Source organism: Paraburkholderia phenazinium (assembly GCF_900100735.1).
Classification (GTDB): domain Bacteria; phylum Pseudomonadota; class Gammaproteobacteria; order Burkholderiales; family Burkholderiaceae; genus Paraburkholderia; species Paraburkholderia phenazinia.
This window is the reverse complement of the sequence record NZ_FNCJ01000001.1, coordinates 306,184-321,298: the sequence shown is the minus strand read 5'-3', so window position 1 is coordinate 321,298 and position 15,115 is coordinate 306,184. Positions and strand designations below refer to the sequence as shown.

Below are 15,115 nucleotides of genomic sequence, written 5' to 3'. Positions count from 1 at the left end.
TCCGATCCGCGCTGCTGACATGGAGCTAAGCTCTCGCTTACTCGTACGAGAAGATGCTGCCGAGCTTGTCCATGCGCTCGAGGGCCATGCCCGAGCCGCGCACGACGCAAGTCAGCGGGTCTTCGGCGACCAGCACCGGCAGGCCGGTTTCTTCGGCGAGCAGTCGGTCCAGGTCGCGCAGCAGTGCGCCGCCGCCCGTGAGCATCATGCCGCGTTCGGCGATGTCGGCGCCGAGTTCCGGCGGCGTTTGTTCCAGCGCGATCTTCACCGACGACACGATCTGGTTGAGCGGATCGGTGAGGGCTTCGAGGATTTCGTTGCTGGAGATGGTGAAGCTGCGCGGAATGCCTTCCGACAGGTTGCGGCCCTTCACTTCCATTTCCTTGACTTCCGAGCCCGGGAACGCGGAGCCGATTTCCTTCTTGATCGCTTCGGCGGTTTGCTCGCCGATCAGCATGCCGTAGTTGCGGCGGATGTAGTTGACGATGGCTTCGTCGAACTTGTCGCCGCCGACGCGCACCGAACCCTTGTAGACGATGCCGCCGAGCGAGATCACGCCGACTTCCGTGGTGCCGCCGCCGATGTCCACCACCATCGAACCGGTGGCTTCCGAGACCGGCAGGCCTGCGCCGATTGCCGCGGCCATGGGCTCTTCAATGAGATAAACCTGCGAGGCGCCTGCGCCGTGAGCCGCTTCCTTGATGGCTCGGCGTTCCACCTGGGTGGAACCGCACGGCACGCAGATGATGATGCGCGGCGACGGCGAGAACATACGCGATTCGTGAGCCGTCTTGATGAACTGCTTGATCATCTGCTCGGTGACGGTGAAGTCGGCGATCACGCCGTCTTTCATCGGGCGGATCGCCTCGATGTTGCCCGGCACCTTGCCAAGCATCTGCTTGGCTTCCTTGCCGACTGCCTGGATGGTTTTCTTGCCGTTGGGACCGCCTTCCTGGCGGATGGAAACGACCGACGGTTCGTCTAGAACGATGCCCTTGCCACGCATGTAGATGAGCGTGTTGGCGGTGCCGAGGTCAATCGCCAGATCGTTGGAGAAGTAGCTGCGCAAAAAACCGAACATTCAAAATCCTGTCTCGCTGGGGGCCGGGCCTCGCAAAAATGCGCAGGGCGGCAGCGGAAAAAATAACAGCTTCAACCGGGCGGATACTGCGCCACAGCGGCTTGAAGCTTCGAGGGAATCTACCGGAGGCTGGCACAAGGCCGCTTCTATCTCTGATTCATTTGTGGGAAATGACCAGAAAGGCCTTGGTAAGACGGTCCGGGTTTGGGTCGAACGCGTAATGATACCTTATAATTTTGCTTGATTTGAAGGAAACGGTTGGCACTTTTTGCCGCCGCTGGCCCCTTTTTCGAGGGCCCCCTCCAGTGTCGTAACCCGCTGTCACAGCTTTGTTTTTCCGCTTTGTGACAGTCCACCACATTTTCCGGTGACTGCATGGCTCTGACCCTGACCGATGTTAAGCGTATCGCGCATCTCGCGCGGCTCGAACTGGCCGATACCGAAGCTGAACACACGCTCGTCCAGCTCAATGATTTTTTCGGCCTCGTCGAGCAGATGCAGGCCGTCGACACCAAGGGCATTCAACCGCTCGCCCATCCGATCGAGCAGATCGAAGATGTTGCACTGCGTCTGCGCGAAGACGCGGTGACGGAGATCGTCCAGCGCGACGAATTCCAGCGCCCCGCGCCTGCTGTGCAGGACGGGCTGTACCTGGTGCCGAAGGTCATTGAATAAAAACATGGGCTCGGTGCGCAGCGGTTGCTGCGGCGCCGCGTCATTCAGGAAAAAACGCAATGCATGAAAAAAGCTTGACCGAACTGCGGGCCGCCCTCGCTGCGAAGGAATGCTCTGCAGTCGAACTGGCGCAGCTCTATCTGAAGCGGATCGACGCAGCCAATAGCCTGAACGCCTTTGTCCAGGTCGACGCCGATCTCACGCTCGAGCAGGCCAAAGCCGCCGACGCGCTGCTCCACACCGGCCACGCCGGGCCGCTGGTCGGCCTGCCGATCGCCCACAAGGACGTGTTCGTGACGCGCGGCTGGCGCTCCACCGCCGGCTCGAAGATGCTCGCCAATTACGCGAGCCCGTTCGACGCGACCGTGGTCGAGCGCCTGAAGCGCGCCGGCATGGTGTGCGTCGGCAAGACCAACATGGACGAGTTCGCGATGGGCTCGTCCAATGAGAATTCGTACTTCGGCCCGGTGCAGAACCCGTGGGACATCAAGGCGGTGCCGGGTGGCTCGTCGGGTGGCTCCGCCGCCGCCGTGGCCGCGCGCCTCGCGCCCGCTGCAACCGGCACGGATACCGGCGGCTCGATCCGCCAGCCGGCCTCGTTCTCGGGCATCACCGGCATCAAGCCGACCTACGGCCGCGTGTCGCGCTACGGCATGATCGCATTCGCCTCGTCGCTCGATCAGGGCGGCCCGATGGCGCAAAGCGCCACGGACTGCGCGCTGCTGCTCAACGCCATGCACGGTTTCGACGAGCGCGATTCGACCAGCCTCGCGCGCGACGACGAAGACTACACGCGCTATCTGGGCAAGGCATGGTCGGCTGACGCAGCGGGCGACGCGGCCGGCAAGCCGCTCGCCGGCCTGCGTATCGGCCTGCCGAAGGAATACTTCGGCGCCGGCCTCGCCGACGACGTGCGCGCTGCGATCGACGCCGCACTGAAGCAGTACGAAGCGCTCGGCGCGACGCTGGTCGAGGTTACGCTGCCGAAAACCGAACTGTCGATCCCCGTGTACTACGTGATCGCCCCGGCGGAAGCCTCGTCGAACCTGTCGCGTTTCGACGGCGTGCGCTACGGCCACCGCGCCGCGGAGTATCGCGATCTGCTCGATATGTACAAGAAGTCGCGCGCCGAGGGCTTCGGCCCGGAAGTGAAGCGCCGCATTCTGGTGGGCGCGTATGTACTGTCGCACGGCTACTACGACGCTTACTACCTGCAGGCGCAGAAGATCCGCCGCATCATCGCGAACGACTTCCAGGAAGCGTTCAAGCAATGCGACGTGATCATGGGACCGGTCGCGCCGTCGGTGGCGTGGGATCTCGGCGCCAAGGGCGACGATCCGGTGCAGATGTATCTGGCCGATATCTACACGCTGTCGGTGAGCCTCGCCGGTCTGCCCGGCATGAGCGTGCCGTGTGGCTTCGGCGCAGGCGCCAATGCGCAGCGTCCGGTCGGTCTGCAGATCATCGGCAACTATTTCAACGAAGCTCGCATGCTGCAGGTTGCGGATGCGTTCCAGCGCGCAACCGACTGGCATCGCCAGGCACCGGCAGGAGTGTGAACACATGACCAAACAATGGGAAGTCGTCATCGGTCTCGAGACGCACACGCAACTGTCGACCGTCTCGAAGATTTTCTCGGGCGCCGCCACGCAGTTCGGCGCTGAACCTAACACGCAAGCCTGCCCCGTCGATCTCGCCTTACCGGGCACGCTGCCGGTGATGAACCGCGGCGCCGTGCAACGGGCGATTGAGTTCGGCCTCGCGATCGGCGCGACGATTGCGCCGCGCAGTATCTTCGCGCGCAAGAACTACTTCTATCCCGATCTGCCGAAGGGCTATCAGATCAGCCAGTACGAGATTCCTGTGGTGCAAGGCGGCCAGGTCACGATTCAGGTGCCCGCCAACGAGAAAGCCGGCAAGGAAGCGTACGAGAAGACCATCAACCTGACGCGCGCTCACCTCGAAGAAGACGCAGGCAAGTCGCTGCATGAAGACTTCGCGGGCATGACCGGGATCGACCTGAACCGTGCCGGCACGCCGCTGCTCGAAATCGTCACCGAGCCGGAAATGCGCAGCGCGGCGGAAGCGGTCGCCTATGCGAAGACGCTGCATACGCTCGTCACGTGGCTTGGTATCTGCGACGGCAACATGCAGGAAGGTTCGTTCCGTTGCGATGCCAACGTGTCGGTGCGGCCGGTCGGGCAAAAGGAATTCGGCACGCGCGCCGAGATCAAGAACCTGAACTCGTTCCGCTTCCTCGAAGAAGCGATCCAGTACGAAGTGCGCCGCCAGATCGAGCTGATCGAAGACGGCGGCACGGTGGTGCAGGAAACGCGTCTCTACGATCCGGACAAGCGCGAAACGCGTTCGATGCGCAGCAAGGAAGACGCGCACGACTACCGTTACTTCCCCGATCCGGATTTGATGCCGCTGGTGATCGACGCAGCGTGGGTCGAGCGCGTGAAGGCCGAGATGCCGGAACTGCCGGTCGCGATCCAGCAGCGCTTTGTCGAGCAGTACGGCCTGACGCCTTACGACGCGGGCGTGTTGACCTCGAGCAAGGCGATGGCCGCGTACTACGAAGCGGTGGTCGCGAAAGTGGGCGAGGCGCAAGCCAAGGTCGCTGCAAACTGGATGATGGGCGAGGTGTCATCGCTGTTGAACCGCGAAGGTCTCGAGATTGCCGACAGCCCGGTTTCGGCCGCGCAACTCGCGCTGCTGCTGCAACGTATCGCCGACGGCACGATCTCGAACAAGATTGCGAAGGAAATCTTCGTCGCCATCTGGAACGAGAAGGCCACGGACGAAGCCGCCGCCGACCGCATCATCGAAGCGAAGGGTCTCAAGCAGATTTCCGATACCGGTGAACTCGAAGCGATCATCGACGAGGTGCTGGCGGCCAACCAGAAGTCGGTCGAGGAATTCCGCGCCGGCAAGGAAAAGGCGTTCAACGCGCTGATCGGTCAGGCGATGAAGGCCACCAAGGGCAAGGCGAATCCGCAGCAGGTGAACGAGCTGCTGAAGAAAAAGCTGTCCTGAAGCAGGGGCCTGTTATACGCGTGAAATCAGCGTGAACAGGCCCTGAGATGCCAATGCCGAACCGTGCGTATCTGGATCAGCGCGCGGCGTCGGTCATAACGGGCTGTTGCCGGACGAAAGTGGGGCAGCGGCCCGTTTCCTTTTGTTGGCGCCACCTTTCCGCGCCTCTGGAGACACTGCATGGCGAAACAGCCGGAACTCGACGATTTCCGCGTGCCTTACTTCGACGACAAGAAGATCGCGAAATTTGCGCTCGCCGAATTCGATCCAGCCGCGAAGCCGTTTTCGACGGGCTCGAAGGACGGCGACCGTAATCGCCTTGCCGAAATCGGCGCCAGCCTCGATGGATTGCAGGAACGCTTGCATGCGCAGCGTCTACGGCGCGTACTGCTAGTGTTGCAGGGCATGGACACGAGCGGCAAGGACGGCACGGTCCGCGCGGTGTTTCACGAGGTCGATCCACTCGGCCTGCGCATCGTGCCGTTCAAGGCGCCGACCCCGAGCGAACTGGCGCACGATTTCCTCTGGCGCGTGCATTCGCAGGCGCCCGCTGCCGGCGAACTGACGATCTTCAACCGCAGCCACTATGAGGACGTGCTGGTGCCGGTCGTGCTCGGTCAGCTTGACGACGCGGCGCGCGAGCGGCGCTACCGTCACATCCGCGATTTCGAAGCGCTGCTGGCGGACAGCGGCACGACCATCGTCAAATGTATGTTGCACATTTCGAAGGACGAGCAGCGTTCGAGATTGCAGGCGCGCATCGACGATCCGAGCAAGCATTGGAAGTTCGACGTCTCGGATCTGGAAGCGCGCAAGCAGTGGGATCAGTATCAGGTGGCGTATCACGACGCGCTGGCTGCAACCTCGACGCCCTACGCGCCCTGGTACGTCATCCCGGCCGATTCGAAGACGCATCGCAACCTGATGGTCGCCGAACTGCTGCTGCGCACGTTCGAAGCCATGAAGCTCGAATATCCGCCCGCGAAGGAAGAGCTCAAAGGCGTGAAAGTCGAATGAGCGCCGGGCTGCCCTCGGCCCCGACTTGATCAGGATTCAACCAGATTTAATAACGAACCAACAACAAAGGAACGACATGTTGCGTGTGATTACCGCCAACCTGAACGGCATCCGCTCTGCGGCGAAGAAGGGTTTTTTCGAATGGTTCGGTGAGCAGAAAGCGGACGTGCTGTGTGTGCAGGAAATCAAATGCTCGCAGGACGACATGACGCCCGAGTTTCTCGCCCCGCACAACTTCACCGGTTATTTCCAGCACGCGGTGAAGAAGGGCTATAGCGGCGCCGGCGTCTATACGCGCCACGAGCCGGACGAAGTGGTGATCGGCTTCGGCAGCGAAGAGTTCGACCCAGAAGGGCGTTATGTGGAACTGCGCTTCGGCAAGCTCTCGGTGATCTCGGTGTATGTGCCGTCGGGCTCGAGTGGCGAAGATCGTCAGCAGGCCAAGTTCCGCTTCATGGACGAGTTCATGCCGCATCTCGCCGAACTTAGCCGCGAGCGCGAAGTGATCGTGTGCGGCGACGTGAATATCGTCCACAAGGAGATCGACATCAAGAACTGGAAGAGCAACCAGAAGAACTCAGGTTGCCTGCCGGAAGAGCGCGAGTGGTTGACGAAGCTGTTCGACGAAGTGGGCTACGTGGACGTGTTCCGCACGCTCGACCAGCGTCCCGAGCAATACACGTGGTGGAGCAATCGCGGCCAGGCGTATGCGAAGAACGTCGGGTGGCGGATCGACTATCAGATCGCCACGGCCGGCATTGCCAGCAAGGCCAAGCGCACCGATGTGTTCCGCGATATCAAGTTCAGCGACCACGCGCCGTTGACGGTCGACTACGACCACAAGGTCAAGAAGTAACCGACCGTCAGTACGTCAGTCGCCGCGAACCGGGACGCGGCGCGGACGGCCGATGCCAGCATAGTCGGGCAGTTCATCGACCGTCGTGCCGGTTGCCTTGGCGTAGAGCTGCAGCATGTCCGGCAGGCGCTTCATGAGGTCCTGCCGGCGCGCGGGCGTGTACGGATGCACGTAGATATAGCCCTGATTGCGATTGCTGTGAGTCGCCGCGGCCAGTTTGTCCCACAGCGTGATCGCGGCGCGCGGATCGTACCCGGCGCGCGAGGCGATATCACTGCCGATCACGTCGGCTTCGGTTTCGTCGGTGGGCGTGTACTTCATCTCCAGCAATTGCGAGCCGATCCCAAGCGGCGCGACGCCCAGGTCGGCCAGCCCGAATAGCTGCGGGATCGTGCCGGACGAGTCGAGTTGCCCCGCCTGCTGCTCGCCGAGACGCTCTCGCGCGTGCTCGCGCAGCGCATGTGCGATCTCGTGGCCGAGCAGCATGCCGAGTTCGTTGTCGTTCAGATGCACGCGGTCGAGGATGCCGCTGTAAATCACGATTTTGCCGCCCGGCAGACAGTACATGCGGATGTCCGGCGAGCGGATCACCGCAATCTGCCACTTCCAGTTTTTCTCCCGCTCGTTCCACTTCAGCGAATACGGGATCAGCTTGTCGAGAATGGTATGCACGCGGATCACGCGGGCGTCGGTGTCGGGATAGAGCCGGTCGGCGTGCTGGGCGCCGTAGACGATCTGGTCGAACTCGTCGGCGGCCTGGGCCTCCAGTTGCTGCGACGGAATCAGATTGCGGAACACGGCGTAGCTGCCGAAGCGCAGTTGCTGGGCAGGCGGCGTGTATGGCGGCGGGCGGTTGTCGGCAGCCGCAGGGGTGCCGGTTCGAGCGGCTTGCTTCGCGACAGCTGGAGAAGCCGGGGGCGCCGATGTTGCAGCAGGAGCGGATGTGACCGATGCCGCTGACGTGACCGACGGCCCATGCACAGCGCTAGCGCTGCTGCTGGAACCTGGACCGCTGGTGTTCGGGCTTTCCGCGGCGGTGGAGGCGGTCGCAGAAGAGGGACTTTCCGGCGGCGCGGCGCTCGGCGCAGATTTCGCCGCAGGCGCGCTAGCCGGCAAGGCAGCGCTGGTCGCGACCGCCGGCAACGCACCGGCGTAAGCGCTTGATGGCGTCGCAAGCGTGCTGAGGCCGGTGCAGCAGAGCAGCGCAAGCGCGGCACGCAGCGCGCAGCGCGTGGCGGACCCGTTCACGAGCGAAGCCTCCACGGTGCGATGCGCAGCAACAGCAGCATGCCGGGCAGCGCCAGTGCGGTGCAGGCGAGGAAGTAGTCGAACCAGCCGATCTGCGCGACCACATAGCCGCTTGCCGCGGAGGCGAGCGTGCGCGGCACCGACGCGAGACTGGTGAAGAGCGCGAACTGGGTGGCGGTGTAGCGCGGATCGGTGGTGCTGGCGATATAGGCGGTAAATGCCGCCATCGTCAGGCCGGTCGCAAAGGTTTCGAGACCGTAGACGAGCGCGAGCGCCACCGAGCGCGGATCGAGCTGCACCGCCCAATCGATGCCGAACACGGAAAGCAGTTTCGTCACGGCATGGCTCGCGAACACGGCGAAATCGTAGATCTCCGTGAGCCCAGGCGAGGCCGGCCCGAGATGCGCGAGCCACGCAAAGCCGAGCGTCGACAGCATCTGCAGGATGCCGAACACCCACAGCCCGCGGCCGATGCCGATGCGCATCATCCAGATGCCGCCGACGATCCCGCCGGCGAGGCTCGCGCCGAACGCGGTGGTCTTGGCGATCACGCCGATCTGAGTACGCGAGTAGCCGATGTCGAGAAAGAACGAGGTCGACAGATTGGTCGCCATCGTATCGCCGAGCTTGTACAGGAAGATAAAGCTGAGCACGAACAGCGCACCGCGCCAGCCGTCACGCTGGATGAATTCGCGGAACGGCTCAACGATCGCTGCGCGCAGGTCTTTCGGCGGCGCGCCGTGCACTTCCGGTTCGCGCACAACGAGCGTCATGATCATGCCGGGCACCATGAAGGCGGCCGTGACGATGAACACGGTGGTCCACGGCAGATGGTCCGACAGGATCAGCGCAAGCGAGCCCGGCACCAGCGCGGCGATCTTGTACGCATTGACGTGCACCGCGTTGCCGAGGCCCTGCTCGGTATCCTTCAACAACTCGCGCCGGTAGGCATCAATGGAGATGTCCTGGCTCGCACCGAAAAACGCCACCAGCGCGGTAAGCGCGGCGACCGTCCAGATCGAATCACGCGGCGACACAAAGCCGAGCGTGGCGATCGCGCCGGCTACCAGAATCTGTGTGACCAGCATCCAGCCACGCCGGCGGCCAGGCCGCCAGCCGGGCAGGCGCGGCACGTAGCGGTCCATCAGCGGCGCCCAGACGAACTTCCAGGTATAAGGGAACTGGATCAGCGCAAACAGGCCGATTTCCTTCAGATTGACGCCCTCGGAGCGCAACCACGCCTGGACCAGATAGACGAGCGTGAACAGCGGCAATCCCGACGTAAAGCCGAGAAAGACGCAGATCAACATGTGCGTATTGAGAAACGCACGCCAGCCGGTGTGTTCGACGTGAGCGGTAAGTGCGGGCGCCTCGTGCGGCGGGTTCGACATTTGGGTGTGTGGCGTTAGCTTTTCTTGACGCGATAGACCGCAAGACTACCACGCCAGTTCACGCCCCACCGCACCGCCTGGCCGCCGTGCAGCACGACCCGGTCGAGAATTTCGATGCCCACCTCGGGTGCCAGCGCCTCGAAGTCCTTGATCGTCAGCACCCGCACGTTCGGCGTGTTGTGCCACTGATACGGCAGCGATTTCGACACTGGCATGCGGCCGCGCAACACGGAAAGCCGGTGCGTCCAGTAGCCGAAATTCGGGAACGACACGATGCATTCCTTGCCGACCCGTACCGTCTCGCGCAGGATCGCCGCGGTCTGGTGGATGGTCTGCAGCGTTTGCGACAGGACCGCGAAGTCGAAACTGTTGTCTTCGAACAGGCGCAGGCCGTCTTCCAGATTTTGCTGGATCACGTTGACGCCGTTCTGGGTGGCGGCGAGCACGCCGGCGTCGTTGATCTCGATGCCGTAACCGGTCACTTCGAGTTCCTCGGTCAGGGTCGAGAGCAGCGAGCCGTCGCCGCAACCCAGATCGAGCACCGTCGCGCGCGGTTCGACCCAGCGGGCGATGGCGCGGAAGTCGGGGCGCAGCGCAAGATAATCGAGAGCGCGCTGGTTCATGCGTTCACCTCGGTGGCAATTCGTTCGTAATAGGCGCGCATCAGGTTGTGATAGCGCGCGTCGTCCAGCAGGAAGGCGTCGTGGCCGTGCGGCGCGTCGATTTCCGCGTAGGTGACCGTGCGTTTGTGGTCGAGCAGCGCCTTCACCAGTTCGCGCGAGCGCGCCGGGGCGAAGCGCCAGTCGGTCGTGAAGCTGGCAATCAGGTATTTCGCCGTGGTGTGCGCCACCGCCGCGGTCAGGTCGCCGTCGAAGGCCTTGGCCGGATCGAAGTAGTCGAGCGCGCGGGTAATCAGCAGATAGGTGTTGGCGTCGAAATAGTCAGCGAACTTGTCGCCCTGATAGCGCAGATACGACTCCACTTCGAATTCGACGTCGAAATTGAAGTTGTACGCATCGACGGCGCCCTCCGCCCGGCGCAGCGAGCGGCCGAATTTCTCGGCCATGTCGTCGTCCGAGAGATACGTGATGTGGCCGATCATGCGCGCCACTCGCAGCCCGCGCTTCGGCTTTACGTTGTGCGCGTAGTAGTTGCCGCCGTGAAAGTCCGGGTCGGACAGGATCGCCGAGCGGGCCACTTCGTTAAAAGCAATGTTCTGCGCGGACAGCTTCGGCGTGGATGCCACCACGATGCAATGGCCGACGCGCTCCGGATACATCACGCTCCACGCGAGCGCCTGCATGCCGCCGAGGCTGCCGCCCATCACCGCCGCGAAACGCTCGATGCCGAAGGTGTCGGCGACACGCGCCTGGGCGTTCACCCAGTCTTCCACGGTCACCACCGGAAAGCTCGCGCCATACGGAACGCCCGTGGCCGGATTGAGACTCATCGGGCCGGTCGAGCCGAAACACGAGCCGAGGTTATTGACGCCGATCACGAAGAACTTGTTCGTGTCGAGCGGCTTGCCGGGGCCGACCATGTTGTCCCACCAGCCGACGTTCTTCGGGTCGTCCGCGTAGACGCCTGCCACATGGTGCGAGGCATTGAGCGCGTGGCACACCAGCACGGCATTGCTGCGCGCGGCGTTGAGCGTGCCGTAGGTCTCGACCATCAGGTCGAAATTGGCCAACGAGCTGCCGTTCTGCATGAGCAGCGGCTCGGAGAAATGCATTTTCTGGGGAGCGACGATACCGATCGATTCCATTCATTCCGCCTTCAACAGGGGCGGCTAAATGGTGTCGGCAAGGCACGGAGAGCGACTGTGTGCGCGGCTGACGACCTCTTTAGCCGCATTTATAGTGAACCGCCGGAACAGGTTCCGGCAGGTTCGCGCGCCCGCAATCGAGTCAGCAAATCGGCGCGTCTACGACCATTGGTGACAACAGTCAGGCGCAAAGTATAGCGGAAAATTCGGCGTGGCAACGTCAGGCGCGGCCCTGGGGGATGCGCCGGCGCGTAGCGTGTCCAGCGTGTCTAGATGCCGGAACGATGGCGGAAGCGCCGCAACTGGATCGCTGCGAACAGCATCAGGAAGCCGTAAAAGATCGCATAGGTGCCGATCAGCCAGATCAGCGACAAGGCGCCCGCCCCCGGATAGGCGAGGATGAAGGCGCCAACGGCGGCCGACAACAACCCCGACAGCCCGATCACCCATGGATGCGCATTGGCGCGGCGATACTGTATGGCGTAGATGATCTCGAAGATGCCGACTGCCAGCGCCCACGCGCCGATGATCATCACCAGAATGATGGCCGTCTCGTTCGGCCAGAAGAACGCGATCAACCCGGCAATCACGCCGATCAGCCCGACAAACGCATAGGCCCAGCGCCGCGTGCCGCCGCCGCGCACGCCGTAGATCAGCGCGAAGGCGCCGTCGACGATGGCGTAAGCGCCCCATACGAGCGCCAGCGTCGCAATGGTGAAGCCGGGCCAGGTGAACGCGAGGATGCCGAACAGGATGGCGGCGACACCACGGATGGCGAGCCAGCCCCAATGAGCGGCGAGTTTATTCAGACCCGGTGGAAACGCAGACAGAACAGGACGATTCATCGCGCTCTACTCCCAGTGATGAAGACTTCGACGGGGTGCACGGCTTGCGCTATGCGCAACGGGTAGTCATGCGATGCCGCATGACTCAAACGGACTACTGAAGAATCAATCTTAACTGAGCGTCGGCATGTTCGGCCGGATTGCGCGCAAAGCCGCTGCGCACATACCGGTGCCAGCGGCCGACGATATAGCTGAGCAGAAGATTGGCCCGCACGGCGGGATCGTAGCCGGCCGGCAGTGGCACGGCGCTGCCTTGCGCCTGCGGATTGGCGCCGGCCTGTGCGTTGGCGTCCATCAGGGCGAGGCGCAGGCACTGCTTGAGCGAGGCTGCGACGCGCTCAAGCAACTGGTTGACGCGCTCGGTCAGTCGTTCATGTTCGCCCACCAAAGCCTCGCACGTGAGCACGCGGGTCATGCCGGGATTTTTCGCGGAAAAGTTGAGCAGCATCAACGCTATCGTGCGGGCCTGCAGCACGCCGTTGGGCTCCTTCGTCGCGATCTGGTTGATGAGCCCGAAGATGGACTGCTCGATGAATTCGATCAGCGCTTCGAACATCTGCGCCTTGCTGGCGAAATGGCGGTACAGCGCGGCTTCCGAGACGCCGAGCCGGGCGGCGAGCGCCGCGGTGGTGATCTTCTCGTTCTTCGGCGCCTCCAGCATGCTGGCGAGCGTCTGCAGGATATGCACGCGGCGCTCGCCCGGTTTCAGGCGAGTGGCGCGGGTACTGCCCGTGGCTGGCGGGTCTTCGGCTACGGCCTCGTCATGCTTGTGATCCGGTTGCATGTGTGTCGTCCCTTCAGTCGCACTGAGCGGGTGCCCAATCTCAGCGATTTTAACGAACGAATCCGCCGGTCGACATAGTGCGGTCGGCCAGTGCCCGGCAAGGGACCCGGCGTGCCGTCGGCGCCCTTGCGGTTGGGCAGATGGCCGACGATCCACACCGTGCGAATCCCCAGGTGGCGATAGTTCTTCAGATGCGAGCGCGTGTCTTCGACGAGGATTGCATCGGCGAGCGGCACATGGGCGTCGCGCATCGCCCGGCGCAGCATGCCGGTGTCGGGCTTGGCGCGCCAGCCGCGGCGATCGCGCATATGTTCGATGGCGATCACGCGTTCGAACAGCCGCTCGATACCCAGCTCGGCGAGTACCGCCTGCGCATATTCTTCGGGCGCGTTGGTCAGGACGATCTTGCGACCCGGCAGGGCGGCGACGAGGCGCGCGAGACCGCGCTCGCTGCGCACCATCGAAGGCAGATCGGGGAAGGTGTGCACGACTTTCAGAAAGTCGTGCGGGTCGACCGGATGATGGCGTGCGAGACCGAGCAGCGCCGCGCCGTAGCGCTGGGTGTAGCCGGTGCGCATGCGGTTGGCCTCGTCCAGGTCTACCTCGAGCGTGTCGATGATGTACTGCGTCATCGCCCGGTTAATCGCGGGAAAAATCGAGTGCGACGCGTGGTGCAGCGTGTTGTCCAGATCGAACAGCCATACCGGGCTGCCGCCTGCAACGTGAGGCCGGCGGCGCTTAGCGTGTCTGGATGGGAAGGTGCGCATGGTGACGGGAAACCGGACCGGGTTCGTGCCGCCGCTGCTTCAAATGAACGAGCGGGTGCCTGCAGTCCATCATGCGTGCGGCGCGGGAAAAAGGGAAGGGTGTGGCGCCGCGGTAGATGCGAGGCCGGGCGCCGGATGCTGGGGCTGATGCCGCAAAGGGAAGGCAAAACCCAAGGAAAACAGGCAGCTCATCCGGGGGACGGGCTGCCTGCCGATGCATCATGCTCAGTGCGAGCGGATCATCGTGCCGAACGGCTGCTCGGTCAGAATTTCCAGCAGAACCGAGTGTTCGATGCGGCCGTCGATGATGTGCACCGAGCGTACGCCGCTCTTCGCCGCGTCGAGCGCCGACGAGATCTTCGGCAGCATGCCGCCGGAGATGGTGCCGTCTTCGAACAGCGCGTCGATTTCGCGGGCCGACAGATCGGTCAGCAGATTGCCTTCTTTGTCCATCACGCCGGGGATGTTGGTCATCATCACGAGCTTTTCGGCGTTCAGCACCACCGCCAGCTTGCCCGCGACCAGGTCCGCGTTGATGTTGTACGACAGGCCGTCTTCACCGAAGCCGATCGGCGAGATCACCGGAATGAACGCGTCGTCCTGCAGCGCCTTCACGACCGCCGGATTGATCGACTCGACTTCGCCGACCTGGCCGATGTCCACGTATTGGCCCGGCATGTCGCGATCCGGCATCAGCAGCTTGCGCGCGTGGATCAGGCCGCCGTCCTTGCCGGTCAGACCAACGGCGTGACCGCCGAAGTGATTGATCAGCGTGACGATGTCCTGCTGCACTTCGCCGCCGAGCACCCATTCGACGACTTCCATCGTCTCTTCGTCGGTGACGCGCATGCCCTGGATGAAGGTGCCCTGCTTGCCGATCTTCTTGAGTGCCTGGTCGATCTGCGGACCGCCGCCGTGCACGATGACCGGATTGATGCCGACCAGCTTCAGCAGAATCACGTCGCGCGCGAAGCCTTGCTTCAGACGCTCTTCGGTCATCGCGTTGCCGCCGTATTTGATGACCACGGTCTTACCGTGATACTGGCGAATGTAGGGCAGCGCCTCGGCCAGAATTTCAGCCTTCAGGGTGGGCGCGATCTGCGAAAGGTCGGGAATCTCGGACATGGCGGCAGGCTCAGGCACAGGACAGTTGAAACACGGCGAATTGTACAGGACTGGCGCGCTGCAACAGGGTTTTCCATATGCGTTCTAGCGGCGGCCGCTGCCGCGCTTCCGCACTGCGCAATCGACGTTGTACGGACGCCACTCATGCCCCGGTTACGGCGCCGTTCAGGGAGGAATTGCGGCGGAATTTCCGGCTGCAGGGGGCGCAGCGGCGCGGGGCTTTCAAGCGGCTTGCCGGACGTGGCATCATTTCCTGACCGGATGTCCGGTAACTCATTCTGGGTCGCCATGAATCCGCCCGCTCCCCACGCGCGTGCGCAGAGTGCGCGCTGCCCGCGCTGCGGCAGTGCTTTCGACTGCGCGATGCATGGGCAACCGTTCGACTGCTGGTGCAAGTCCATGCCGGCTTTGCCCGCCGACCGGCTGGAGCCGGGTGGCCGCTGCCTGTGCCCCGAGTGTCTGGCGGCGGAAATTGCCCGCGCGCGGGCGGGCGGTCTTGCGGGCGGTGAGGAGGGCTGAGCG

The 15,115-nt window shown here is 63.3% G+C and carries 15 protein-coding genes; 6 read left to right on the top strand and 9 right to left on the bottom strand.

From position 1 onward, the window contains the following. Positions 1-37: 37 nt before the first annotated feature. Positions 38-1,081 (bottom strand): rod shape-determining protein, encoded by a 1,044-nt coding sequence (locus tag BLQ92_RS01480; protein ID WP_004189550.1) that lies wholly within the window; start codon positions 1,079-1,081, stop codon positions 38-40. Between the two features lie 375 nt (positions 1,082-1,456). On the opposite strand from BLQ92_RS01480, the gene gatC reads away from it, so the two are divergent. The 5 genes from gatC (at position 1,457) to BLQ92_RS01455 (ending at position 6,668) form a co-directional block, all read left to right on the top strand. After that, complete coding sequence (gatC, locus tag BLQ92_RS01475) at positions 1,457-1,756, top strand: Asp-tRNA(Asn)/Glu-tRNA(Gln) amidotransferase subunit GatC (protein WP_090680870.1); 300 nt, start codon at positions 1,457-1,459, stop codon at positions 1,754-1,756. Positions 1,757-1,815: 59 nt separating this feature from the next. After that, positions 1,816-3,315 (top strand): Asp-tRNA(Asn)/Glu-tRNA(Gln) amidotransferase subunit GatA, encoded by a 1,500-nt coding sequence (gene gatA, locus BLQ92_RS01470; RefSeq protein WP_090680868.1) that lies wholly within the window; start codon positions 1,816-1,818, stop codon positions 3,313-3,315. Between the two features lie 4 nt (positions 3,316-3,319). Continuing rightward, a complete protein-coding gene (gene gatB / locus BLQ92_RS01465; RefSeq protein ID WP_090680865.1) occupies positions 3,320-4,795 on the top strand; it encodes an Asp-tRNA(Asn)/Glu-tRNA(Gln) amidotransferase subunit GatB in 1,476 nt (491 codons plus the stop codon). A gap of 180 nt (positions 4,796-4,975) precedes the next feature. After that, the gene (locus tag BLQ92_RS01460) at positions 4,976-5,812 is read left to right on the top strand and encodes a PPK2 family polyphosphate kinase (RefSeq protein WP_090680861.1); all 837 of its coding nucleotides are present in this window, start codon (positions 4,976-4,978) and stop codon (positions 5,810-5,812) included. A gap of 76 nt (positions 5,813-5,888) precedes the next feature. Then, positions 5,889-6,668 carry an exodeoxyribonuclease III gene (locus BLQ92_RS01455; protein WP_090680858.1) on the top strand — a complete coding sequence of 260 codons (780 nt, stop codon included), beginning with the start codon at positions 5,889-5,891 and terminating at the stop codon, positions 6,666-6,668. A gap of 15 nt (positions 6,669-6,683) precedes the next feature. Here the strand turns inward: BLQ92_RS01455 and BLQ92_RS01450 are convergent, their stop codons facing one another. The 8 genes from BLQ92_RS01450 to argB form a co-directional block, all read right to left on the bottom strand. After that, positions 6,684-7,931, bottom strand: a complete 1,248-nt coding sequence (locus BLQ92_RS01450) for a M48 family metallopeptidase (protein WP_090680856.1) — start codon at positions 7,929-7,931, stop codon at positions 6,684-6,686. After that, positions 7,913-9,307 carry an AmpG family muropeptide MFS transporter gene (locus BLQ92_RS01445; protein ID WP_090680853.1) on the bottom strand — a complete coding sequence of 465 codons (1,395 nt, stop codon included), beginning with the start codon at positions 9,305-9,307 and terminating at the stop codon, positions 7,913-7,915. Before BLQ92_RS01445 ends, BLQ92_RS01450 begins: the two co-directional genes overlap by 19 nt. Before the next feature lie 14 nt (positions 9,308-9,321). After that, positions 9,322-9,930: a methionine biosynthesis protein MetW gene (gene metW / locus BLQ92_RS01440; RefSeq protein WP_090680850.1), complete on the bottom strand. Its 609-nt coding sequence runs from the start codon at positions 9,928-9,930 to the stop codon at positions 9,322-9,324. Next, on the bottom strand, positions 9,927-11,072 hold the full coding sequence (gene metX / locus BLQ92_RS01435; protein ID WP_090680848.1) for a homoserine O-succinyltransferase MetX: 1,146 nt from the start codon (positions 11,070-11,072) through the stop codon (positions 9,927-9,929). The genes metW and metX overlap by 4 nt, the downstream gene beginning before the upstream one ends. A 269-nt stretch (positions 11,073-11,341) precedes the next feature. After that, positions 11,342-11,917 (bottom strand): HdeD family acid-resistance protein, encoded by a 576-nt coding sequence (locus BLQ92_RS01425; RefSeq protein WP_090680844.1) that lies wholly within the window; start codon positions 11,915-11,917, stop codon positions 11,342-11,344. A gap of 94 nt (positions 11,918-12,011) precedes the next feature. Next, entirely contained in the window at positions 12,012-12,701 is a 690-nt protein-coding gene (gene slmA / locus BLQ92_RS01420; protein ID WP_090680841.1) for a nucleoid occlusion factor SlmA, read from the bottom strand. After that, on the bottom strand, positions 12,668-13,468 hold the full coding sequence (locus BLQ92_RS01415) for a pyrimidine 5'-nucleotidase (RefSeq protein ID WP_090680840.1): 801 nt from the start codon (positions 13,466-13,468) through the stop codon (positions 12,668-12,670). The genes slmA and BLQ92_RS01415 overlap by 34 nt, the downstream gene beginning before the upstream one ends. A 225-nt stretch (positions 13,469-13,693) precedes the next feature. Beyond that, positions 13,694-14,593 carry an acetylglutamate kinase gene (gene argB, locus BLQ92_RS01410; RefSeq protein ID WP_090680837.1) on the bottom strand — a complete coding sequence of 300 codons (900 nt, stop codon included), beginning with the start codon at positions 14,591-14,593 and terminating at the stop codon, positions 13,694-13,696. A gap of 288 nt (positions 14,594-14,881) precedes the next feature. Between argB and BLQ92_RS01405 the strand changes: the two genes are divergently transcribed. Beyond that, positions 14,882-15,112: a cysteine-rich CWC family protein gene (locus BLQ92_RS01405; RefSeq protein WP_090680835.1), complete on the top strand. Its 231-nt coding sequence runs from the start codon at positions 14,882-14,884 to the stop codon at positions 15,110-15,112. Positions 15,113-15,115 lie beyond the last annotated feature (3 nt).